The sequence below is a fragment of the Eikenella sp. NML03-A-027 genome, assembly GCF_001648395.1.
Classification (GTDB): Bacteria; Pseudomonadota; Gammaproteobacteria; order Burkholderiales; family Neisseriaceae; genus Eikenella; species Eikenella exigua.
Genome location: NZ_LXSM01000016.1, coordinates 574,160 through 596,368 on the forward strand (window position 1 = coordinate 574,160; position 22,209 = coordinate 596,368).

The following is a 22,209-nucleotide window of genomic DNA, read 5'->3' on the forward strand; positions in this document are numbered from 1 at the left end:
GGTTTGAAGAGCAGCACGCTTGCTTATCAGGCTGCCTGTCTAAGCGGGTAGCCTTTATCCTATCTGCAGCGAATGCCGATTCCGAATCGCCACACGGTGGGAGGCTAAAAATGAGTATGATGATTCGGAATAAGCATTTTCAGGTAGCATTTTGCCGGCAGCCTGATTGCGCTTGGCGCAGGAAATTGTTTGTTTGGAAAGGGGGAGAATTGAGAATCTGGCGCGGTGGAATGGCCGGGGAGGGGAATATGCTAAGAACTCGAAGCCGGCTACCTGAGAAAGTTGTTCTTTCTGTCGCTACGATTCTGGAATCAGCCCGGCCTTTCGTTGAGTTTCAGGGGTTTACCAGGCAGCGGCAGAAATGTTGCTGGAAGTTTGCCAAAAGCCGGTATAACGGCTGAATAATACGACCCGATATGGGGAACGTCAATAAGAAAAATCCCTTTTGCAGCAGGCTCGGCGAGATGGGTGTGGGCTGGCGGCAGAGGGTGGATGCTGGAGGGATAGTGAGCTGTTGATTAAACAGAAAAGATGGAGGAAAGAGGCTACCTGAAAACCGGAATGTTAAAGTTGCTTGCGGCGTGTTTGAGTGCCGGCTGTGGTCGATAAAGAAAAAGGCTACCTGAAACTTTGGCTTCACAGAAACTCTGCGGTGTTTTCAGGTAGCCTTATGTGTCTGAACTTTAATATGTCCGAACTTCATTGAAGCTACGCTTTCAGGTAGCCTTAACGGAAAGTGGCTCAAGCAGTTCGTCGGCTGCTACGGATTTTGCCTAATAAGGCTTCGCTCTTGGCATCGGCAGCAAGGTTTTGGCCGTTGACTTGGGCGAACAGTTCGGGGTCGGGCAGGGTGAGCAGCTTGGTGAATACGGCCAGCTTGGTACCACTCGGGCGGCTGAACTTGGCGGCCATGAACTGCTTAAGCAGGATGCCGAGCTCCAAAAGGCCGCGTTGGGTTTGGAAGCGCAGGTGGCGTTTGGCGGTGTCGTCAAAGGTGGTATGGTTTTATTAGTAGGGGATTAGTTAAATCAGGAGAAAGCATGGCCTCGGGCGGTACAGCCAGTACGGCTAGGCTGGCCAAGGCCGTACTGGTTCAAGGTAATCCGCTATACCACGCGTTTGAGCATGATTTTCTTTGATTTTGCCGATGGCGCGGGTGGTGTTGAGGTGTTTGGATCGAATGTTCACGCCGTTCACAATGGTGTGGCAGCGGAACAGGTGGTAGGGGTCGTTGGGGTGGTTCAAACATTCGTTGGTGATCGTGTCGCGGGCGTGTGTTGAACTACCGCTTAATAGTAACTGCATATAGTACCTCAATCGTCTTCTGGCGGTTGTAACAGCAATATGTTGGTAAATAAAAAGACCACCTAAAAACTTATTTCTGGGTTTCAGGTAACCTTTTTCTCTTTTGAGTAGGTGAACCGCTTAATCGTGCACCTTCAGCAATTCCACTTCAAAAATCAAAGTGGCGTTCGGCGGAATCACGCCGCCGGCATCGCGTGCGCCGTAGCCCATTTCCGGCGGGATGGTGAGTTTGCGTTTGCCGCCTTCGCGCATACCGCCGAAGCCTTCGTCCCAACCGCGGATGACTTGGCCCACGCCCAGGATGATGGTGAGCGGTTGGCCGCGGTCGAGGCTGGAGTCGAATTTGCTGCCGTCAGTTAGGTAGCCGCTGTAGTGCACGGAAATCCGCTTGCCTTTTTCAGCGGTTTTGCCGCTGCCGGTTTCGATGTCTTCAATAATCAGATTGCTCATGATGTTTCCTTAAGTGAGGGATGGAAAGGGAGGCTACCTGAAAAATAAGCGTTTCGATTTCATTCTAAACCGCGTTGAGGTTTGCGCTTTCAGGTAGCCTGCTGATGCGGGCAGCATTCTCAAGCATAAAATGCAGTTCGACAACTGTTTTGCCGCCTTCGGGCAGGATATTTCCACACCGCCGTTTTTTCCGTGCGGTAATTGGACTAGAATACCAACTTTCCGACCACCCGCCCGACAATCCATCATGACCACCATTCCGCTGAAAAAAATCTATTCCGGCAAAGTGCGCGACCTGTATGAAATCGACAGCCGCAGCATGCTCATCGTTGCCTCCGACCGTCTCTCTGCTTTCGATGTGATCTTGAACGAACCCATTCCCGGCAAAGGCGAAATCCTCACCCAGATTTCCAATTTCTGGTTTGGCAAACTCTCGCACATCATGCCCAACCATTTCACCGGCCAAACCGTATACGACGTATTGCCGAACGACGTGGCCGCCGCGCTGGAAAAACGCGCCGTGGTGGCTAAACGGCTCGAACCTTTGAAAATCGAAGCCATCGTGCGCGGTTATTTGGCCGGCAGCGGCTGGAAAGAATACCGCCAAACCGACGCCGTGTGCGGCATCAGGCTACCTGAAAACCTGCGCGAAGCCGAGCAGCTGCCCGAAATCATCTTCACCCCGTCCACTAAAGCCGCAGTGGGCAATCACGATATCAACATCGGCTTTGACGAGTGCGCCAGCATCATCGGCCGGGAGCGGGCTGGAGAAGTGCGCCGCAAAGCCATTGCCCTCTATAGCGAAGCCGCAGAATACGCCCGCACACGCGGCATCATTATCTGCGACACCAAATTCGAATTCGGCCTGGACGAAAACGGCACACTCACCCTGATGGATGAAGTGCTCACCCCCGATTCCAGCCGCTTCTGGCCTGCCGACCAATACCAAGCAGGCAGCAACCCGCCTTCATTCGACAAACAATTCATCCGCGACTGGCTCGAACAAAGCGGCTGGAACAAACAACCTCCTGCTCCCACCGTGCCCGCCGAGGTTATCGACAAAACCTTGGCCAAATACCGCGAGGCTTTGGAATTGCTCACTAAGTAATCTGGTTTTCAGATAGCCTAAAACACAATCAAGGCTACCTGAAAAATCTATTCTTCTATTCAAACAGTATTTGCCACCATGCCCACCCGCAAACAAGCTGCCGCCAAAATCAAACAGGGCAAAAGTGCCCGCCTGAAAGAATGGCAGGCGGTATCTGCCCAGCGGCAGTTTGCCAACGAATACACCGTGGCCGCCCGCCTCGGCGAACCCGCGTTCACCGAAGAGCAGGCCGAGATGGTGGCGGCGTTGTTTGGCAAATAAGCCAGCAATCAAAAGGCTACCTGAAAATTTAGCTTCGCAGAAACTTTGCTGCGTTATGTTTCAGGTAGCCTTTATTGGTGCATCAAACAGAATTTAGCGTGCGTTAAGTAGCCGTGTATTGTCTACGGCTTGCTGCTTGGTATCAAAAGTTCATTTAATCCGTTATAATCCACTACTTTTCGGTTTTTAAAAATTTAAAAAAGGAAATAAGAATGAAAGACACACCACAATACTACGGTACCCTCAGCCGTTTTTTCCATTGGCTGATGACGGCCATGTTTGCCTTTATGCTGTGCACGGCGGTCATGTGGAATATTAACGAAAAATACTACAGCCTGATAAGCTACCACAAATCGGTGGGCTTCCTTCTGCTGGTTTTGGTGGCCTTGCGCCTGGTTTGGGCGCTGGCAAATTGGCGCAACCGCCCGCACGGCAGCTTGGCTATGAAGCTGGGGCATGCCGCGCTGTATGTGTTGATGGCGGCTGTGCCGATTGTGGCGATGATTCGCCAATACGGCTCTGCGCGCGGCGATTTGGAAGTGTTCGGCATCACGGTGATGCATAAAATCGAGCAGCCTATCGAGTGGATGACTCAATTGGGCAACGCGGTACACGGTAAACTGGCGTACCTGCTGTTTTTGCTGGCCTTCGGGCACATTGCCATGGTGGTACTGCATCAGCTGCGCGGCGAGAAGATCATCAATCGGATGTCCGGCAAATAATATGGTTGAATTGGCCGGCTTAAGCCGGCACCGAAGAAGCAAAATAGGCTACTTGAAAATTGCTGTGTAGGATTTTCAGGTAGCCTTTTTGTTTGGGATAAGGCGACGGATTGGGTTTCCGCGGGCGGCTCATGCCCGCCCGGTATCAAGTATTCAGCTGTTGAGGCAGTTTAGGCATTCGTTCGTTTTCTTTCTGCCTCAGGGTGGCGCGCAGTTTTTTGCTGTACTGCTGGTTCAAATCGTTTTCGGCGAGTTTTTGTTTACTGGCCACGACGGATCAGTTTTTGGATTAGGCTTCTTCTTCGGCTTTGCGTTGGCGGAGGTAGTCTTTGGCGGCAGCTTGCTCGGCTTCGTTGCCGTAGCGGATGTTTTTCAGGGCGCGGCGGTGGGCGGCTTGTTGCTGGGCGGCGGCGATTTGTTGTTGGCGGAAGCTGTCGTGATTGCTGGGTACGGTGCGCTGGTTTTGCTGTGCCTGTGCGCCGGCCATGGCGCGGGCGATGAGGTCGGCGGGATTGAAGGTGGGCGTGGTGGGATTATTTGGTTTGGCAGGGGTTGCTGCCAGCTGGGCAGATGGGGGCGTTTGGGCAGTTGCTTGCACGGCGGCGGATCGTTGGGCAAGGTGGGCTTGGCGTTCGGCAGCGGCACGCTGTTGGCGCTGCTCGCGGTGTTGGAAGCGTTGTTTGGCATGTGCGGCAGCGGCGCGGCGGGCTTGGGCGGGTTGGGTTTGGGTGCCGGCGCGGGGCAATACGGCATCGGGTACGGGCTGCATTTCGATGCAGTCCACGGGACAGGGCGGCAGGCAAAGGCCGCAGCCGGTGCATTCGTCGGCCAGTACGGTGTGCATGAGTTTGGATGCGCCGAGGATGGCATCGACGGGGCAGGCTTTGATGCAGGCGGTGCAGCCGATGCAGGTGGTTTCGTCGATGAAGGCCAGAGCTTTGATGGCGGCTTTTTCGGGCTGGACCAGGGGCAGCGGCTGGGTGTGCAGCAGCTCGGCAAGCTCGTGCAACACGATGTCGCCGCCGGGCGGGCAGAGGTTGATGGGGGCTTGGCCTTGGGCGATGGCTTGGGCATAGGGGGCACAGCCGTCGTAGCCGCATTGGCGGCATTGGGTTTGCGGCAGGAGGGCTTCGATTTGGCTGGCAGTGGGCATGGTAGTGTGGCAGTTGGGTTTGGTTATGGGTTGTATCGAACGTTAATCCGTTTTATTTTAACACGCGGTTTCAAGCTCAAAGGCTACCTGAAAATCAGTTTGGCGATTTTCAGGTAGCCTTTTGGCTCGGTTTCTGGCGGGCTTACAGTTCGAAGTCGCCCAAGTCGTCGGCGCTGACTTCGGCGTCGATTTGGCCGATGAGGTAGGAGGAGATTTCCACTTCTTGCGGGGCTACCTGAACGTTGTCGGAGGAGAGCCAGGCATTGATCCAGGGGATAGGGTTTTGCGTGGCGGCAGGGAAGGCGGCGTTCAGGCCGACGGCCATCATGCGGTGGTTGGTGATGTATTCCACATATTGGCACAGGATGTCTTTGTTCAGGCCGATCATGCTGCCGTCTTTGAAGAGGTATTCCGCCCACTCTTTTTCCTGTTCGGCGGCTTTTTTGAAGAGCTCGAAGCAGTCGTTTTCCAGCTCGGCGGCAATTTCGGCCATTTCGGGGTCGTCGGTGCCGCTGCGCATGAGATTGAGCATGTGCTGGGTGCTGGTGAGATGCAGGGCTTCGTCGCGGGCGATGAGTTTGATGATTTTGGCATTGCCTTCCATCAGTTCGCGCTCGGCAAAGGCGAAGGAGCAGGCGAAGGAAACGTAGAAGCGGATGGCTTCGAGCACGTTGACGCACATCAGGCAGAGGTAGAGTTTTTTCTTCAAATCGCGCAGGCTCACCACAATAGTTTTGCCGTTTACGCGGTGCTCGCCTTCGCCCAACAGGTTGTAATACTGGGTGTATTCGATGAGGTCGTCGTAGTAGCAGGCGATGTCTTCGGCGCGGGCGATGATGTATTTGTTTTGCACGATGTCGTCGAACACGATGGAGGGATCGTTGACGATGTTGCGGATGATGTGGGTGTAGCTGCGCGAATGGATGGTTTCGCTGAAGCTCCATGTTTCAATCCAGGTTTCGAGCTCGGGAATGGATACCAAGGGCAGCAGGGCAACGTTGGGGCTGCGGCCTTGAATGGAATCGAGCAGGGTTTGGTATTTGAGGTTGCTGATGAAGATGTGTTTTTCGTGGTCGGGCAAGTTGGCGTAGTCGATGCGGTCGCGCGATACATCGATCTCTTCCGGCCGCCAGAAGAAGGAAAGCTGTTTTTCAATCAGTTTTTCAAATACTTCGTATTTCTGCTGGTCGTAGCGGGCTACGTTTACGGGCTGGCCGAAAAACATCGGCTCTTTGAGGGCGTCGTTTTTTTCCTTGCTGAAGGTGCTGTAGGACATGACGAGGTGTTCACAGGACATGGCGGGATCTCTTTTGCAATGTGATTGGTAAAGGATATAGGGTTTCAGGCTACCTGAAAATAATATGGCGGGTTAGGTACGGTTTTTGGCACGTTGGTGTTCCATGCAATACAGTTTACCGTGAAAACGTTTGGAATATTTTTGGCAAAATTGGACAACTGCCGGGGTAAGCTTCTTATCGCAGCCTGGGTGGTTGCAATGGATTTGTTCTGTTTCTGTTTGCTCGGCTTGGGTGTTGCTTATTTTGTCGGTTGTGTTGCTCTGCTGATGTTCGCGGCAATACAGTTTGCCGCCGAAACGGCTGCTGTGTTTTTGGCAATATTGAATGACTGCCTGGCTGAGTTTTTCATGACAGCCTGAGTGTTCGCAGTATTTATCATGTACGGTTCGGTTTCGGATTTGGGACTGGCAGGGGGTGCTTTTTGTTGTAAGGCTGCCTGCTGGTGCTCGCGACAGTATATTTTGCCGTTGAAGCGTTCATGGTTATGCAGACATAGCAATGCTTCATTTTCGCTGATGGCCTGCCCGCAGGTGTGGCAGTTTGTCAATAAGGGCTTGATGGAGTTGGGCAGGTATTCCAGTAGCCCTTCCGGCTTGTGTTCTGCCGCAATGCGCCGCCCCCATTCGTGAATAGTTTCGTTGTTGATTAACAGGGCATCAAACATATGGTTGAGAACGAAGCCGACGCCTACTCTATTTTCGCCGAATTGTTCGTGCCATTGTCGGATAGCATCGGCTTTGATGACACAGGAAGTATCAAAATCTTTGCTATCTGGCCTGCGGATAATGGACTGCGGCGACACAAGAACGGCATGGTGTACTTCCAACGGTCGACCGGTTTTCATTTTCACGCCGATACGATCGAACAGTTTCAATAGGATTCGTTCGTGCCGTTTGCTTTGTTCGATGGGGGATGGGATCCCCTTTTTCTTACCGCTGGGATATTGAACCGTGAATTCGCCGAATTTGTTGATAGTGAGGTTGCCATTGAAGTTTTTGGTTTCCAACAAGATGGCAAAAACGCGGTTGATCAATAGATGATCGATTTGTGCAGCTTCTCCGTCGATTTCTATCCGTAAGTCATGGATAACTACATAGTATTTGCTGTCTTTTAGGTAGTTGTCGATGTAAAAGGCAGCATCTTTCTCGCCATTGATACCAGTACGCAGCTTCCATAATTTATTGGTTAACTGTTCGCGCTGTTGTTTGTTGAGCGGCAGTTTATCTATGGCCTCGAGCAGTTTCAGCTTGCTGCTTTTATCGTCGGCAGATTTAATCAGCATGATGTGGATGTGGAAAAAGGGTTTTCAGGTAGCCTGTTGGGCTGAAACCAACAAGGAGGAATAGGCTACCTGAAAATAAACTCCTTTTTCAGGTAGCCTCGTTATTACAGGCTAAATCTTGCAAGCTCCGCCTGCGCAGCCGTCGTCCTGAATATCGCTCTGTGTATCGTCCGCACCGTCTCGAGTGTGGTGGTAGTAGAGGGTTTTCAGGCCGAATTTGTAGGCGGTAAGCAGGTCTTTGAGCATCTGCTTCATGGGTACGCGGCCGCCGTCGAAGCGTTTGGGGTCGTAGCTGGTGTTGGCGGAAATGGCCTGATCGACAAATTTCTGCATGATGCCGACCAATTTCAGGTAGCCGTCGTTGCTGCCCATCTGCCACAGGGTTTCGTATTGGTTTTTCAGGCGCTCGAATTCGGGCACGACTTGTTTGAGGATGCCGTCTTTGGAAGCCTTTACCGTTACCAGGCCGCGCGGGGGCTCGATGCCGTTGGTGGCGTTGGCGATTTGCGAGCTGGTTTCGCTGGGCATGAGTGCGGTGAGGGTGGAGTTGCGCAGGCCATGCTGGACGATTTCGGCGCGCAGGGCTTCCCAATCGTAGTGCAGGGGCTCGCTGCAGATGCTGTCGAGGTCTTTTTTGTAGGTGTCGATGGGCAGCACGCCTTTGGCGTACATGGTTTGACCGAACAAGGGGCAGGCGCCGTATTCTTTGGCCAGCTGCACGGAAGCTTTGAGCAGGTAGTATTGCATGGCTTCGAAGGTGCGGTGGGTGAGGGCGAGGGCGGAATCGTTGCTGTAGCGCACGCCGTGTTTGGCCAGATAATAGGCGTAGTTGATCACGCCGATGCCCAGGGTGCGGCGGTTCATGGTGGCTTTGCGGGCGGCGGGGATGGGGTAGTCTTGGTAATCGAGCAGGGCATCGAGCGCGCACACGGCGAGGTCGGAAAGGTTTTCCAGCTCGTCCAGGTTTTCCAATGCACCGAGATTGAAGGCGGACAGGGTGCAGAGGGCGATTTCGCCGTTTTCGTCGTTAATGTCGTTTAACGGCTTGGTGGGCAGGGCGATTTCCAGACACAGGTTGGATTGGCGCACGGGAGCCACAGCGGGGTCAAACGGGCTGTGGGTATTGCTGTGGTCTACGTTGTGGATGTAGATGCGGCCGGTGCCGGCGCGTTCCTGCATCAGGGTGGAGAACAGCTCGGTGGCGGGCACTACGCGTTTGCGGATGGCCGGGTCTTGCTCGTATTGCACATACAGACGCTCGAATTCGTCTTGGTCGGCGAAGAAGGCGTCGTACAAGCCGGGCACTTCGTTGGGCGAGAACAGTGTGATGTTGCCGCCTTTGATCAGGCGGGTATAGAGCAGGCGGTTGATTTGCACGCCGTAGTCGAGCTGGCGCACGCGGTTGTCTTCCACACCGCGGTTGTTTTTCAACACCAACAGGCTTTCCACTTCGATGTGCCACAGCGGATAGAATAGGGTGGCCGCACCGCCGCGCACGCCGCCTTGGGAGCAGGATTTAACGGCGGCTTGGAACATTTTGAAAAACGGAATGCAGCCAGTGTGCTGGGCTTCGCCGCCACGGATTTCGCTGCCCAGGCCGCGGATGCGGCCGGCGTTGATGCCGATGCCCGCGCGTTGGGAAACGTATTTCACAATCGCGCTGGTGGTGGCGTTGATAGAGTCCAGGCTGTCGTCGCATTCGATCAGCACGCAGCTGGAGAATTGGCGCGTGGGGGTGCGCACGCCGCTCATGATGGGGGTGGGCAGCGAAATTTTGAACAGGGAAACCGCGTCGTAGAAGCGTTTGACGTAATCCAAGCGGGTGGCTTTAGGATATTTGGCAAACAGGCACATGGCCACCAAGATGTATAGGAACTGCGGGGTTTCATAGATCTGGCGGGTGACGCGGTTTTGCACCAGGTATTTGCCTTCCAACTGCTTAACGGCGGCATAGGAGAAGGACATATCACGGGTGTGGTCGATGTAGCCGTCGATTTCGTCAAACTCTTCGCGACTGTAGTCCTCGAGGATGTGACGGTCGTATTTGCCTTCTGCAGTCAGCTTGCTGACATGGTCGAACAGGTGTGGCGGTTCGTATTGGCCGTAGGCGATTTTGCGCAGGTGGAAAATGGCGAGGCGGGCGGCCAGGTATTGGTAGTCGGGTGTGTCTTCGGAAATCAGGTCGGCAGCGGCTTTGATGATGGTTTCGTGGATGTCGTCGGTACGGATGCCGTTGTAAAACTGGATATGGGATTTAAGCTCGACTTGCGACACGGATACGTTGTCGAGGCCTTGTGCCGCCCAAGTAACGACGCGGTGGATTTTATCGAGGTCGATCGGCTCCAAACGGCCGTCGCGCTTGGTAACTTTGAGATTAACGGTATCGTTCATTTTCCCATCCTGATTTTGAGTAGGCAACACAAGATAATGTGTTTAGCGAGTTAAACTCGCACAATATAATGTATTTCGCTGGCAAAAAAAAGGTGGCAAAATGTAAGGCTTTGTGGCCGGGTGGTGTATGGTTTTCTAAACCAATCACTTACACCAAGCAAAAATAATTTTATTGAAGTCGGTAGAGTGATTGCTTGAGTGATGGGTGCAACAGAGTGGGGAGGCTACCTGGAAAAAGGTGATGAGGTGGTTGCCATATATGGATGAGGCTACCTGAAATTTTGTCTCGTGATAAGCACGGTGCCAATTTCAGGTAGCCTTTATTATTGGCCTACCTTGAGCAATCAAGCAAACCACGCTGTTTCCATCAATAAAAAACAGCGTGGTTTGCTGGCGGCACTTACTACAGATTAGTTTACACCACGCCTTGAGCCAGCATGGCATCGGCCACTTTCTTGAAGCCGGCGATGTTGGCGCCGTTCACGTAGTTAGTGTAGCCGTTTTCTGTTCCGTTAGACACACAGTTTTCGTGGATGTTGCTCATGATCTCAAACAGGCGTTTGTCCACTTCCTCGCTGCTCCAAGAGAGTCGGATGGCGTTCTGGCTCATTTCTAGGCCGGAAGTGGCCACACCGCCGGCGTTGCTAGCTTTGCCTGGGGAGTAGAGGATTTTCGCATCGGTGAAGGCTTTAACTGCATCCAGAGTGGAAGGCATATTGGCGCCTTCGGCTACGCAGATACAGCCGTTTTTCAGCAGGGCTTGGGCTTCTTTGCCGTTGAGCTCGTTCTGAGTGGCGCAGGGCAGGGCCACGTCGCAGGGCACGTGCCACGGGCGTTTGCCTTCGTGGTATTCCAAACCTTGCTCTTTGGCGTACACGGAAAGGCGTTCGCGGCGTACGTTTTTCAGTTCGGCCAATGCTTGCCATTGGGCTTCGGTCATGCCGCCGTCGGCAAATTTGACGAAGCCGCTGGAATCGGACACGGTGAGCACTTTTGCGCCCAGCTGCAGGGCTTTTTGGGCGGCGAATTGCGCCACGTTGCCGGAGCCGGAGATAACTACGCGTTTGCCTTTGATGCTGTCTTTGCGGGTTTTGAGCATGCTTTCGGTGAAATATACCGTGCCGTAGCCAGTGGCTTCGGGACGGATCAGGCTGCCGCCGTAGCTCAAACCTTTACCGGTGAGCACGGAGGTGAATTCGTTGCGCACACGTTTGTATTGGCCGTAGAGGTAGCCGATTTCGCGTGCGCCCACGCCGATGTCGCCGGCGGGTATATCTAGATCGGCGCCGATGTGGCGGGCAAGCTCAGTCATGAAGGCTTGGCAAAAGCGCATCACTTCACCCTCACTCTTGCCCTTGGGGTCGAAATCAGAGCCGCCTTTACCGCCGCCCATGGGCAGGGTAGTTAGGCCGTTTTTAAACACTTGTTCGAAGGCCAGGAATTTGAGTACACCAAGGTTTACGGTGGGGTGGAAGCGCAAGCCACCTTTATAGGGGCCAATGGCGGAGTTCATTTGCACGCGGTAGCCGCGGTTTACCTGCACTTGGCCTTTATCGTCTACCCAGGAAACGCGGAACATAATCACGCGCTCTGGCTCCACGATACGGGCGAGCAGGTTGTATTTGGTGTATTGAGGGTTTTTAGAGAGGAAAGGAGCAAGGCTGCCGAAAACTTCTTCTACGGCTTGGTGGAAGGTGGCCTGTTCGGGATCACGCTGTTTGATTTGTTGAAACAGGGTATTCAAATCACTCATAAAGTACTCCTAATTATTTGATTAAAAACGAGATATAGATTTAGTTTGGCAAAATAGCCTTTTAGTGGTTGCCGCAATACAATACAGATAGTAGAAAATAATTCTGAAAAACCACCATCGTGTATGGAATTCTACTCTATTTGCCCTGTTTTCGATAGGATGATTTAAATGAATGAATTGTCTTGATTTTTTGAAAAATTTGAAAAGCGCTGTGGCCTGACTGATGGTGGTAAAAAATGAAAATGTACCTGATTGATTTGATTTTGAATGTATCTAAATCAACAGATTGAATGTGTGAAACAGGAGGTCTTATCCACCGAAACTGGCAGAAAGTAATAAATGGACAAGCTTTATGGTTTCTGGCCAATTATTCAAATCAATTTTCTAAGTTTGGATGCTTGAGATTTCGGTCATCTGAACTTAAGAGAAAGACAGCAGGCGGTTCACATTTTGCTCGGTGGCTGCAGCTACCTCTTGGGTGCTGATGCCGCGCAAGGCTGCTACAGCTTCTGCCACCTGCCGCACATTGGCGGGCGTGTTTTCTCCTGCGCCGGCTATTTGCATAAACGGGCTGTCGGTTTCCAACACCAAGTGTTCCAGCGGCAGCTCCGCGGCGGCGGTACGCACTTTGCGGGCATTCGGGTTAAGCACCAGTGTGCCGATGCCGATAAGCAAGCCGCAACGGATGAAGGCACGGGCTTCTTCGAGGCTACCTGAAAACGCATGGGCAATGCCGCCGCTGCGGAAACCGCTGTGCTTGAGTGCAGCAACCACATCGGCTGCGGCGCACACATGGTGCAGCAGCACAGGGCGGCCAAATTGCTGCGCTAAGTCGAGCTGAGCGAGCAGGGCGGTGGTTTGCTCGGTGCGGGTCTGCTTGCGATCGCCATAGTAATCCAGCCCGATTTCGCCCACCAGCAGCCCCGACTGTGCTTGCAAGCGCTCGGCGATGCGGCTAATTAAACTGGGTTGGAAGCTTTCGGCAAACCACGGGTGCAGGCCAAGCGCGCCATAATATTTGGGTGGGGCATGCAGCCGGCAGACGACATCGAAATCCGCTTCGGTAACCGACGGCACAATAAAACGCTGCACTCCTGCGGCATGGGCTGCAGTAGTGATTTCAGGTAGCCGGCAGGCAAGTGCGGAGTCAGCGAGGTGGCAGTGGGTGTCGGTAAGCATGGTGGAGGCATGAGGAGCTGATGGGGCAGTATAGCGCAGTTTGTGGGATGCAGAGGCTACCTGAAAATCGGTTGAGGCTTTCAGGTAGCCTTAAGCACATAGGCTGAGCAGGTATTATCAACTATGCCATGCTGAAAATGGCAGGCTGGGTGTTGGCTGCGTAGCAAGCTGCATGAGCTCGTTTTAAATTCGTCGGAGATGAATTTTCAGGTAGCCATCGTGTTTGAAAGGGCTACCTGAAAACTTGCCGTGCCGGGTAAGCAAAATTCGCCAAACTTGAGCAGCTTGACGAATTTGGTATGGCTTATTGTTTTACCGTGAGGTTTTTCAGCAAAGCATCCAGCTCGGGAAGGGAGGCGGTGCTGCTGGCGGCGCAGACGGTGTAGAGGTTTTTGGCATACACGGCCACGCAGCTTTCGTTGAGCACGTTATCGTCTTGGCCGTGGCTGAAGCGGTAGCCCATGCGCTGGTCGACAGGCGTATCCACGGCAGTGTCTTTCAGGCTTTGGTCGGCTTTCAGGCTTTCGCTCAGTTTGGCGAAGTAGGCTTCGGCTGGCTGCTTGGGCGCGCCGAAGTTGCTGACGGTGATGGTGATGTCTTGGTCGGCGTCGTATTGCAGCAGGCTGGGTTTGTTGCTGTCGGCACCGTCGACATATTGGGCGGCTTCGGCTAGTTTGTCTTCAAAACGGCCGTTTACGGTGAGGCTGATGACGCCGTCTTCTGTAGCCAGGGTTTGGCTGGGGTTTTGTGCGGCGGCAGATGCGGCGGCGGTTGCAGACGCGGCGGCTACTTCGCTGGCGCTGGGGGCAACCACGGAGGTTTCTGCCTGTTGGTTGCAGCCGGCTAACAAGAGGCTACCTGAAAGGGCAAGCAGGAGGAGGGATGTGTGGGGGCGGTTCATGGGTTTTCCTTGGAGTCAGTAAACGTAAACGGAGCGCAGTATAGCAAAACGGGCTGCATGGCGCAGCGGGTTTGCAGGATTTTGCTCGGCTTAGGAAGGGTCGGTGCGTTCCAGCCCGGCTACGGTGCGGGTAAATTCGGCCACGTCTTTAAAGCTTTTATACACGGAGGCGAAGCGCACATAGGCCACTTGGTCGAGCTTAGCAAGCCGCTCCATCACCAATTCGCCAATCAGGCGGGAAGGCACTTCTTTACTGCCGGTTTTATACAGGCACTCTTCGATTTCGTGCACGGTGTGTTCGATGGCTTCGGCGGAAATAGGGCGTTTGTGCAAGGCGCGTTGCAGACTGGTCTGCAGTTTGAGCGGATCGAACATAACGCGCTCGCCGTTGTTTTTGATAATCTGCGGCATCCGCAGCTCTACGGTTTCGTAGGTGCTGAAACGGCGGTCACAGGCAGCGCAGCGGCGGCGGCGGCGGATGCTGTTTTGTTCTTCCAGCAGGCGGGAGTCGATTACTTGGGTGTTGTTATGGTGGCAGAAGGGGCATTTCATAAGTGGGGTAGTTTAATATTTTATATAACAGTAGTTTGCTTGTTGGTATTGTACTCTAACCGAAGGCCATAGCCAAAGTACTAATTTTTTCCTGCAGTGTTGGTTCGTTTCGTATGCAGCCATAATTGCTTTGGCTATCCCGTCCCAAAACTGCAGCGGCAAGCACTATAGCCAGAATAAAATGCAGCCTGAAAACTACGGTGTTTTCAGGCTGTGTGTTTGGCTGTTTACGCTTCTTTCTGCTCGGTTTGCTTCTGGCGCAGCCGCAAGTGCAGTTCGCGCAGTTGGAGCTCGTCCACATGGTTGGGGGCGTCCACCAGCAGGTCTTGCGCGCGTTGCGTTTTCGGGAAGGCAATCACGTCGCGGATGGATTCGGCTTGAGCCATTAAGGCCACCAAACGGTCGAGGCCGAATGCCAAACCGCCGTGCGGCGGTGCGCCGAATTTCAGGTTGTCCAACAGGAAGCCGAATTTTTCCTGCTGTTCTTCGGGGCTGATTTTCAGCGCGGCAAACACTTTTTCCTGAATATCGGCGCGGTGGATACGGATGGAGCCGCCGCCGATTTCCCAGCCGTTGAGCACCATGTCGTAGGCACGGGCCAGGCAGTTTTCAGGGTCGGATTCCATCAGGTCTTCGTGGCCGGGTTTGGGCGAAGTGAACGGGTGGTGCATGGCGGCCCAGCGGTCGTTTTCCTCGTCATACTCGAACATGGGGAAATCCACCACCCACAGCGGTTTCCATTCGTCCACGAAATAGCCGTTTTCCGCGCCGTGTTCTTTGCCGATTTTAATCCGCAGCGCGCCGATGGCTTCGTTCACCACTTTGGCTTTGTCTGCGCCGAAGAAGATGATGTCGCCGTTTTGCGCGCCGGTGCGCTTGATGATTTCTTGCAGGCTGCTTTCGGACAGGAATTTGACGATAGGCGATTGCAAACCGCTGTTTTCGCCGTTGCTCAAATTGGTTACATCGTTCACTTTGATGTAGGCCAAGCCTTTCGCGCCGTAGATGCCGACAAACTGGGTGTATTCGTCGATTTCCTTGCGGCTGAGTTTCGCGCCGTTCGGCACGCGCAGAGCCACCACGCGGCCGCCTTTCATATCGGCTGCGCCACGGAACACTTTGAATTCTTCCGTTTTCATCAAATCGGTCAGCTCGGTGAATTTCAGGCTGATGCGCATATCGGGTTTGTCGGAGCCGTAGTAGAACATGGCTTCGGAATAGGGCATGCGCGGGAAGTCGCCCAGTTCCACGCCCAGCGCGTCTTTGAACACCTGTTTCGCCATGCCTTCGGTGATGTCCATAATTTCATCCTCGTTCAGGAACGAGGTTTCCAAGTCGATTTGGGTGAATTCAGGCTGCCTATCGGCACGCAAATCTTCGTCGCGGAAGCATTTGGTGATTTGGTAGTAGCGGTCGAAACCTGCCACCATCAGCAGTTGTTTGAACAGCTGCGGCGATTGCGGCAGCGCGAAGAATTCGCCCGGATGCACGCGGCTGGGCACGAGGTAGTCGCGCGCGCCTTCGGGGGTAGAGCGGGTCAGCATCGGCGTTTCGATGTCGATGAAGCCCTGTGCGTCCAAATAGCGGCGCACGCCCATGGCTACCTGATAACGCAGGCGCAGGTTGCGCTGCATCACGGGGCGGCGCAGGTCGATGACGCGGTTTTGCAGGCGCACGGTTTCGCTGATGTTTTCGTCGTCAATCATGAACGGCGGCGTGGCGGCGGGGTTCAGGATTTCGATTTCTTTGGCCAAAATCTCGATTTTGCCGGACACCATTTTGTCGTTGGTGGTGCCTTCGGGGCGGTTGCGCACGCGGCCGGTGATGCTCAAAACATATTCGTTGCGGGCGGAGTCGGCCAGCTTGAACGCTTCGGGCGTGTCAGGGTCGATGACGACTTGGACGATGCCTTCGCGGTCGCGCAGGTCGATAAAGATTACGCCGCCGTGGTCGCGCCGGCGGTGTACCCAGCCTTTGACGGTTACGGTTTGGTCTAAGTATTGCTCGCTGATTAGGCCGCAGTAGTTGGTACGCATTTCGGTGTTTCCTGAAAAGTGTTTTGTTAAACGATAAAGGGTAATTGTAAAGGTTTGCAGGGTTTTCAGGTAGCCTTTGGAATTGGCAAGAGGCTACCTGAAAAATCATTCGGTAGGCTCGGGCAGCTTGGTTGGAGCAGCTAATTTGCCGTTTTTGTGCTCATCCGGTGCCACCATACCCAGCGAAATCACATATTTCAATGCCTCGTCCACGCTCATGGCCAAGGGGCGGATGTCTTGTCTGCGCACGAAGATGTAGTAGCCGCCGGTGGGGTTGGGCGTGGTGGGCACGTATACGGAGAGGTATTCTTCGTTTTCAGGTAGCCCTTGTTGCAATGCTTCGGAAAGGCTGCCGGACACAAAAGCAATCGTCCAAATATCGGGCTGTGGGAACGGCACGAGCACGGGGGTTTTGAACGAGCGGCTGTTATCGGAGAGCAGGCTCTCGGACACTTTTTTCACGCTGGAATAGATAGATTTCACCACAGGGATCCGACCCAGGAGTGAATCCCAGCCTTCAATCACTTTGCGCCCGAGCACGTTGGCGCCGAGCACACCGGTTACGAACAGCACAACGATGGCCAGGATGAAGCCGAGGCCGGGGATGTTGAAGCCGAGGTAGCTCTCCGGCTGCCATTGGGTGGGCAGCAGGTTGAAGAGGTGGTCGGTGGTGGAAACGATGTAGGTTACCACCCACAGGGTGATGGTGATGGGTAGCCAGACTAGGAGGCCGGTAATCAGGTAGCGCTTGATGGCTTTGCCGATGCCGCTGCTTTCTGACGGTGTTTGCTCGCTCATGTCTATCCCGTAGGAATGACTTAGTAAAAGTGGCGCATTATACGCGTTTGCGGTGGAATAAACGAGGGCTTTGCGGGAAGGGATTGAATTTATTGACGGGATAGGGGCTGGTTTGATGCCATGGCATGATTGAGTTTTACAGTGGGAACAGAAAGGCTACCTGAAAGCCATTTCCACGAAGCCAACGCCGGGTTTGCAAGAAACCTTAGATTCGACAACGGTCTATGCGTGTTGAATCGGAATCGGAAAATGGGCGTTGTCGAAAGAGGTGTTGGCTTCGTGGAAATGGCTTTCAGGTAGCCTATTGTTTAGTCGAGATCTGGTTTAACGCTGCCGAGCCTTAAAGCGGGGATTGCTTTTGCAAATCACGTACACTTTACCCCGACGGCGCACCACTTGGCAGTCGCGGTGGCGGGTTTTGGCGGTTTTGAGAGAGGAGAGGACTTGCATTTCAGTTATCCTTTTTCAGGGCAGACATCATGCTGCCGTAACGTTGATTGAATGCGCTGGCGCGACCTTGTTTGCTGTGCTCGCGTTGCTGGCCGGTATAAACGGGGTGGGAGGCGGCAGAGGTGTCGAGCATAAATACGGGATATTCTTTGCCGTCTTTCCATTGCATGGTGTTGTTGGTGGGGGCACAGGAGCGGATGAGCCAGCCTTCGTTGGCACTGCTGTCAAAGAACAGGACGGTGCGGTAGTTTTCGGGGTGGATATTTGGTTTCATAAACAGCCTTTCAAATGTTATACCATAACATTTAATCATAAGCTGGATGGTTTGGCAAGACAAGAATTGTTCTTGATTAGGTTATTTTGAGTAGTGGCGGATAAGAAACAGGCTACCTGAAAGTTTAGCTTCGCAGAAACTTCGCTGCGCTGCGTTTTCAGGTAGCCTGTTTGCCGATAGTTGGCGTTTACAGTTCGGTAGTAACCACAGCCTTGGTTTGTTCGGCCTTGTCTTGGTGGGTGAACGGGCCCATGCGGACGAGGAAGCCGCCGTTGCGCTGCGGCACTATGAATACCTGTTGGCTGGTATTGTTGGCATGGCGCAGGCGGGTGGTGGTTTGTACTACGTAGTCGTGGGCGGCTTTGCGCTGGTTGAAGTGGCGCAAATCCACATAAATATTGCCAGCTGGTTTGGCAGCGGGCTGTTGGGTTTCGGCCTCGGCGCGTGCCTGGCTGGGCAGGATTTGTTCGATGCGCACGTTGGCGGTGCCAGCATTGATGAAGCCGAGTTGGCGGGCGGCGGATTGGGATACGTCGATTACGCGGCTGCTGTGGAAGGGGCCACGGTCGTTAATGCGCACCACCACGCTTTTGCCGTTGGAAAGGTTGGTTACGCGGGCATAGCTGGGGATGGGCAGGGTTTTGTGGGCGGCGGTCATGAGGTTCATGTCGTAGCGCTCGCCGGAAGCGGTGAGGCGGCCGTGGAATTGGCGACCATACCAGGATGCGCGGCCGGTTTGAGTGAACTGGCGCACATTGGTCATCGGGGTATAGCGCACACCGCGTACTTGGTAGCTGCGATTGGCGGATTGGTGAAGCCGTTCGGGTTTGGCGACGGCGTTTAAATGAATGCTACCGCGGCTGTGGTATTGCTGCCGGGCGGCGGGCTTGGCCGTTGCGGTTTTGGGCTCGGCAGCGGCGGTGTTGATAAGGGCGGTGCACAGACCGATTGCGGCAGTGATGCCGATAAAGAAGACGTTTTTCAATTTAGCCAAAACAGACTCCGTTTCTTGAGTGGATGGGGTTGTTGGCGGTTAGATACCGCCTTGGTAGCCGTTTTGCCGCCATGCTTCATACAGCATCACAGCCACTGTATTGGAAAGGTTCATGCTACGGCTACCGGGCAGCATGGGCAGGCGCAATTTTTGGTTTTCAAGTAGCCTTTCGAGGATTTCTGCTGGCAGGCCGCGGGTTTCGGGGCCGAACAGGAAAACATCGCCTGGCTGGAATTCGGCTTGGTCGGGCCGGGTGCAGCCTTTGGTGGTGAGTGCGAAAATGCGTTGACCCTCCAAGGCGGCAAGGCAGTCTTCAAAGGTTTCGTGCAAGCTGATGCGGGCAAACTCGTGATAATCGAGCCCGGCACGCTTCATTTTGGCCGAATCCAAGGGGAAACCCAGCGGCTTCACCAAGTGCAAATCGGCGCCGCTGTTGGCACACAGGCGGATGATGTTGCCGGTGTTGGGCGGGATTTCGGGTTGGTATAAAACAATGCTGAACATGAAGCGAAATGCTGAACATGAAGCGATATGCAGCGAAATTCAAACAAATAAGGCTGATTTGCAACAAACCAGCCGTTGGGAAGATGCGCGGCATGATGCCGCAGCGGGGTAACTACGTCAATTATCTTTTCATTCGGCACGGGCGAGCACCCAGCCATAAACCGCTGCAGCCCCCGCCCGCTGCAAAGTTCGGGCAAGTTCGCCGATTGTTGCACCGCTGGTAACAACATCGTCGATTAACAGCACATGACGGTTCTTTACATCCGCTGCCGAGGCTACCTGAAAAATGCCATGCACGTTTTTGGTGCGTAATTGGCGGGGCAGAGTGCTTTGCGCGGGGCGGTGAGAGCGGGTTGCCACAAACGGCGGTAATAGCGGAAGATTCAAGTGTTTAGCTACCGATTCGGCCAGCAACAAACTCTGGTTGAAACCACGTTTATGCAGCCGCCGCACGCTCAAAGGCATGGCCATTACCAAATCAGGTTCAGCCGGCCACGCGGGCGGCTTGGCCAGCATCAGCTCGGCTAAGGCGGCATATAAATCGTTGCGGCCGAGGAATTTATAGGCATACAGCAGGTTGCTCAGCGGCGGCCGGTAGGCGAAGGCAGCGTGCAGCAAGGTTTGCGGCGGCGGTTTGCGTTGGCAGCGGCCGCACGGCAGGCCGGAAGCGGAAACACCGGCGCACAACGGGCAACGGCGGCGCGCATCCAGCCGCAGGCAGTGCAAATCCGCCGTGCAGCCGCCGCACAATGCCTGGCTGCCGGATAATTCATGGCATAATACGCAGCGTTTACCCTGGCTGGAGGCTGCCTTAAAACGAGCGAAGCGAGTTTCTGCGGAGCTAAAACGCTGCCACTGCCCAACTAACCAAGTTGAAAGCGCCATATGTCTGATTCCGTAGATGTTTTGCTGTTGCACGGTTGGGCGGCCAACCACCATATTTTCGACCTATTGGCTGCCGGCCTGTCCGAATGCCGCGTTGCCGCGCCCGATTTGCCCGGCCACGGCGCGGCCGAGTTTGACGGCACGTTCGACGTGGCCGCCGTGGCCGACTCGCTGGCGGCACAGTTAAACGAGCCCGCACACCTGCTCGGCTGGTCGCTCGGCGGGCTAGTGGCGCTGCACATGGCTGCGCGTTATCCCGAAAAGGTGCGCAGCCTGTGCCTGACCGCCAGCTTTGCCCGCCTCACCGCCGCGCCGGATTATCCCGAAGGTTTGGCCAAACCCGCGCTGGGCAAGATGATACCGCTGTTTGCCCAAGATTTTGCCAAATATATGCGCCAGTTTTTGCAGCTGCAATTTCTGCACATCCCTGAACGCGCCCACCTGGCCGACGAAGTGCTGCCGGAGATTATCCGCCACGGCGTGCCGCCCAGCCTGCAAGCCGCGCTGGATGCCGTGGTGCGCACCGATGCCCGCGTGTTGCTGCCGCAGGTGCAGTGCCCCGTGTTGCTCGTGTTTGGCGGCAAAGACGGCATCACTCCGCCGCGCATGGGCGAATACCTGCACCACCAACTGCCCAACAGCCGCCTGCTGCTGATTGATAAGGCCGCGCACATCCCGTTTTTGAGCCATGCTGATGGATTTTCTGCCGCCTACCGCGCGTTCATCGGGCTGCCTGAAAAAGCATAGCTGGCTGAAAAATAATAAACTATTTTAATTTCGTTAAAGCGTACGTTTTCAGGCAGCCTCAAATCAGGCTGCCTGAACTCCATCATACACCACAGGCTACCTGAAAAAGAAAGCATCTATTTTCAGGTAGCCTTTATTTGGCGTATGCACCAGCCGATTAGGCTTAAATTTCGCGGCCGTTCACCCAGTTTTGGATTGCACGCGCATCGTTTACGCGAGTGGTGGGCGAGGGGGAATTGAGCAGCACGATAATCAGCGGCTGGCGCTGTACGTTGGCATACAGCACCATGGAACGGCCGCTTTCACGGATATAGCCGGTTTTCTGCAAGGAGATATTCCAAGTACCTTCGCGCACCAAGGCGTTGGAGTTGCGGTATTGCTGCACTCGGCCGTTGCTGGTTTGGGCGGAGCCGGAATTGGAAGTGGAGAATTGGCGGATCAGCGGGTATTCGTGGGCAGCACGCACCATCAGGCTTAAATCGCGCGCAGTGGATACATTGCGGAAATCAAGACCGGTGGGATCGTAGAAACGGGTTTGCTGCATGCCGAGGCTCTGCGCTTTGCGGTTCATGGCGCTCATGAAGGCAGGCAGGCCGCCGGGATAGTTGCGGGCAAGAGCGTGGATGGCGCGGTTTTCGCTGCTCATCAGGCCCAGGTGCAGCATTTCGCGGCGGGTGAGGGTGGTACCCACGGAAAGACGGCTGCCGGTGCCTTTGAGGCGGTCGATTTCGGCTTCAGTGATTTCCAAGGTTTCATTCATGTTCTGGCGGGCATCCAGCACCACCATGGCGGCCATCAGCTTGGAAATGGAAGCGATGGGACGGACTTGGTCGATACCTTTTTGATACAGAATCTCGCCGCTGCGGCCATTCATAATCAGTGCGGATTGAGAAGTGAGCAGCGGCCCGGCCACGGCGGCTTGGGCTTCCACCCGTTCGGCAGGGCGGCTGCTGAGGAAAGTGCCGAGCGGATCGTCTTGCACGGGCAGGTTTTGTTCGAGGAACTGGCCGAGCACATCGATATCATCTTGCGCAGCGGCGGGCAGGCTGGCTAAGGCTAGGCTCAGTCCGGTGGCTAAAATAATCCAAGTCTTTCTAATTGCAAACAATTTCGTTACCTATCAGTTTGTTGTGCGGCAATGCCGTTAGGCGGTTTGCCGTTGCAGT

At 54.4% G+C, this 22,209-nt stretch carries 22 protein-coding genes and 1 pseudogene; 4 read left to right on the forward strand and 19 right to left on the reverse strand.

Annotated features, from left to right (window positions below; translation table 11 throughout):
* Positions 1 to 741: 741 nt before the first annotated feature.
* The 3 genes and pseudogenes from A7P96_RS08285 to A7P96_RS08295 form a co-directional block, all read right to left on the reverse strand.
* A complete protein-coding gene (locus A7P96_RS08285; RefSeq protein ID WP_067447053.1) occupies positions 742 to 969 on the reverse strand; it encodes a succinate dehydrogenase assembly factor 2 in 228 nt (75 codons plus the stop codon).
* A gap of 137 nt (positions 970 to 1,106) precedes the next feature.
* A pseudogene (gene sdhB / locus A7P96_RS08290) lies at positions 1,107 to 1,272 on the reverse strand (succinate dehydrogenase iron-sulfur subunit); the annotation flags it as partial.
* 153 nt (positions 1,273 to 1,425) lie between these two features.
* Complete coding sequence (locus A7P96_RS08295) at positions 1,426 to 1,755, reverse strand: FKBP-type peptidyl-prolyl cis-trans isomerase (RefSeq protein ID WP_067526208.1); 330 nt, start codon at positions 1,753 to 1,755, stop codon at positions 1,426 to 1,428.
* A 247-nt stretch (positions 1,756 to 2,002) separates the two neighbouring features.
* Between A7P96_RS08295 and A7P96_RS08300 the strand changes: the two genes are divergently transcribed.
* The 3 genes from A7P96_RS08300 to A7P96_RS08310 all read left to right on the forward strand — a co-directional run bounded on the left by A7P96_RS08300 (position 2,003) and on the right by A7P96_RS08310 (position 3,846).
* Positions 2,003 to 2,863: a phosphoribosylaminoimidazolesuccinocarboxamide synthase gene (locus A7P96_RS08300; protein WP_067526209.1), complete on the forward strand. Its 861-nt coding sequence runs from the start codon at positions 2,003 to 2,005 to the stop codon at positions 2,861 to 2,863.
* A 78-nt stretch (positions 2,864 to 2,941) separates the two neighbouring features.
* Complete coding sequence (locus A7P96_RS08305) at positions 2,942 to 3,124, forward strand: cyanate hydratase (protein ID WP_067526211.1); 183 nt, start codon at positions 2,942 to 2,944, stop codon at positions 3,122 to 3,124.
* A gap of 212 nt (positions 3,125 to 3,336) precedes the next feature.
* Positions 3,337 to 3,846, forward strand: coding sequence for a cytochrome b (locus A7P96_RS08310; RefSeq protein ID WP_082887612.1), 510 nt, complete (start codon positions 3,337 to 3,339; stop codon positions 3,844 to 3,846).
* Between the two features lie 289 nt (positions 3,847 to 4,135).
* On the opposite strand, the gene A7P96_RS08315 is transcribed toward A7P96_RS08310, so the two are convergent.
* The 15 genes from A7P96_RS08315 to A7P96_RS08385 form a co-directional block, all read right to left on the reverse strand.
* Entirely contained in the window at positions 4,136 to 4,999 is an 864-nt protein-coding gene (locus A7P96_RS08315; protein ID WP_067526213.1) for an RnfABCDGE type electron transport complex subunit B, read from the reverse strand.
* Positions 5,000 to 5,141: 142 nt separating this feature from the next.
* Positions 5,142 to 6,275, reverse strand: a complete 1,134-nt coding sequence (gene nrdB / locus A7P96_RS08320; RefSeq protein WP_067526214.1) for a class Ia ribonucleoside-diphosphate reductase subunit beta — start codon at positions 6,273 to 6,275, stop codon at positions 5,142 to 5,144.
* A 260-nt stretch (positions 6,276 to 6,535) separates the two neighbouring features.
* Positions 6,536 to 7,579, reverse strand: a complete 1,044-nt coding sequence (locus A7P96_RS08325) for a nuclease-related domain-containing protein (RefSeq protein WP_067526215.1) — start codon at positions 7,577 to 7,579, stop codon at positions 6,536 to 6,538.
* A 111-nt stretch (positions 7,580 to 7,690) separates the two neighbouring features.
* A complete protein-coding gene (gene nrdA, locus A7P96_RS08330; RefSeq protein WP_067526217.1) occupies positions 7,691 to 9,970 on the reverse strand; it encodes a class 1a ribonucleoside-diphosphate reductase subunit alpha in 2,280 nt (759 codons plus the stop codon).
* Positions 9,971 to 10,385: 415 nt separating this feature from the next.
* Entirely contained in the window at positions 10,386 to 11,723 is a 1,338-nt protein-coding gene (gdhA, locus tag A7P96_RS08335) for an NADP-specific glutamate dehydrogenase (protein WP_067526219.1), read from the reverse strand.
* Between the two features lie 420 nt (positions 11,724 to 12,143).
* On the reverse strand, positions 12,144 to 12,902 hold the full coding sequence (locus A7P96_RS08340; RefSeq protein WP_067526221.1) for a TatD family hydrolase: 759 nt from the start codon (positions 12,900 to 12,902) through the stop codon (positions 12,144 to 12,146).
* 304 nt (positions 12,903 to 13,206) lie between these two features.
* Entirely contained in the window at positions 13,207 to 13,803 is a 597-nt protein-coding gene (locus A7P96_RS08345; RefSeq protein ID WP_067526222.1) for a hypothetical protein, read from the reverse strand.
* A gap of 90 nt (positions 13,804 to 13,893) precedes the next feature.
* Positions 13,894 to 14,355: a transcriptional regulator NrdR gene (gene nrdR / locus A7P96_RS08350; RefSeq protein ID WP_067526223.1), complete on the reverse strand. Its 462-nt coding sequence runs from the start codon at positions 14,353 to 14,355 to the stop codon at positions 13,894 to 13,896.
* Positions 14,356 to 14,582: 227 nt separating this feature from the next.
* Positions 14,583 to 16,391: an aspartate--tRNA ligase gene (gene aspS / locus A7P96_RS08355; RefSeq protein ID WP_067526228.1), complete on the reverse strand. Its 1,809-nt coding sequence runs from the start codon at positions 16,389 to 16,391 to the stop codon at positions 14,583 to 14,585.
* A gap of 105 nt (positions 16,392 to 16,496) precedes the next feature.
* Positions 16,497 to 17,189, reverse strand: coding sequence for a DUF502 domain-containing protein (locus A7P96_RS08360; RefSeq protein ID WP_067526230.1), 693 nt, complete (start codon positions 17,187 to 17,189; stop codon positions 16,497 to 16,499).
* Between the two features lie 324 nt (positions 17,190 to 17,513).
* Positions 17,514 to 17,639: a type B 50S ribosomal protein L36 gene (ykgO, locus tag A7P96_RS08365; protein ID WP_003822751.1), complete on the reverse strand. Its 126-nt coding sequence runs from the start codon at positions 17,637 to 17,639 to the stop codon at positions 17,514 to 17,516.
* Position 17,640: 1 nt separating this feature from the next.
* Positions 17,641 to 17,913 (reverse strand): type B 50S ribosomal protein L31, encoded by a 273-nt coding sequence (locus A7P96_RS08370; protein ID WP_023886569.1) that lies wholly within the window; start codon positions 17,911 to 17,913, stop codon positions 17,641 to 17,643.
* A gap of 187 nt (positions 17,914 to 18,100) precedes the next feature.
* Complete coding sequence (locus tag A7P96_RS08375) at positions 18,101 to 18,907, reverse strand: septal ring lytic transglycosylase RlpA family protein (RefSeq protein WP_082887950.1); 807 nt, start codon at positions 18,905 to 18,907, stop codon at positions 18,101 to 18,103.
* A gap of 39 nt (positions 18,908 to 18,946) precedes the next feature.
* Positions 18,947 to 19,411 carry a tRNA (uridine(34)/cytosine(34)/5-carboxymethylaminomethyluridine(34)-2'-O)-methyltransferase TrmL gene (trmL, locus tag A7P96_RS08380; protein WP_067526232.1) on the reverse strand — a complete coding sequence of 155 codons (465 nt, stop codon included), beginning with the start codon at positions 19,409 to 19,411 and terminating at the stop codon, positions 18,947 to 18,949.
* A gap of 129 nt (positions 19,412 to 19,540) precedes the next feature.
* Positions 19,541 to 20,296: a ComF family protein gene (locus A7P96_RS08385; RefSeq protein ID WP_082887951.1), complete on the reverse strand. Its 756-nt coding sequence runs from the start codon at positions 20,294 to 20,296 to the stop codon at positions 19,541 to 19,543.
* Here A7P96_RS08385 and bioH point away from each other — a divergent pair, their 5' ends adjacent.
* Complete coding sequence (gene bioH, locus A7P96_RS08390; RefSeq protein WP_067526234.1) at positions 20,297 to 21,043, forward strand: pimeloyl-ACP methyl ester esterase BioH; 747 nt, start codon at positions 20,297 to 20,299, stop codon at positions 21,041 to 21,043.
* 163 nt (positions 21,044 to 21,206) lie between these two features.
* Here the strand turns inward: bioH and A7P96_RS08395 are convergent, their stop codons facing one another.
* A complete protein-coding gene (locus tag A7P96_RS08395; RefSeq protein WP_067526236.1) occupies positions 21,207 to 22,151 on the reverse strand; it encodes a serine hydrolase in 945 nt (314 codons plus the stop codon).
* Positions 22,152 to 22,209: the final 58 nt, after the last annotated feature.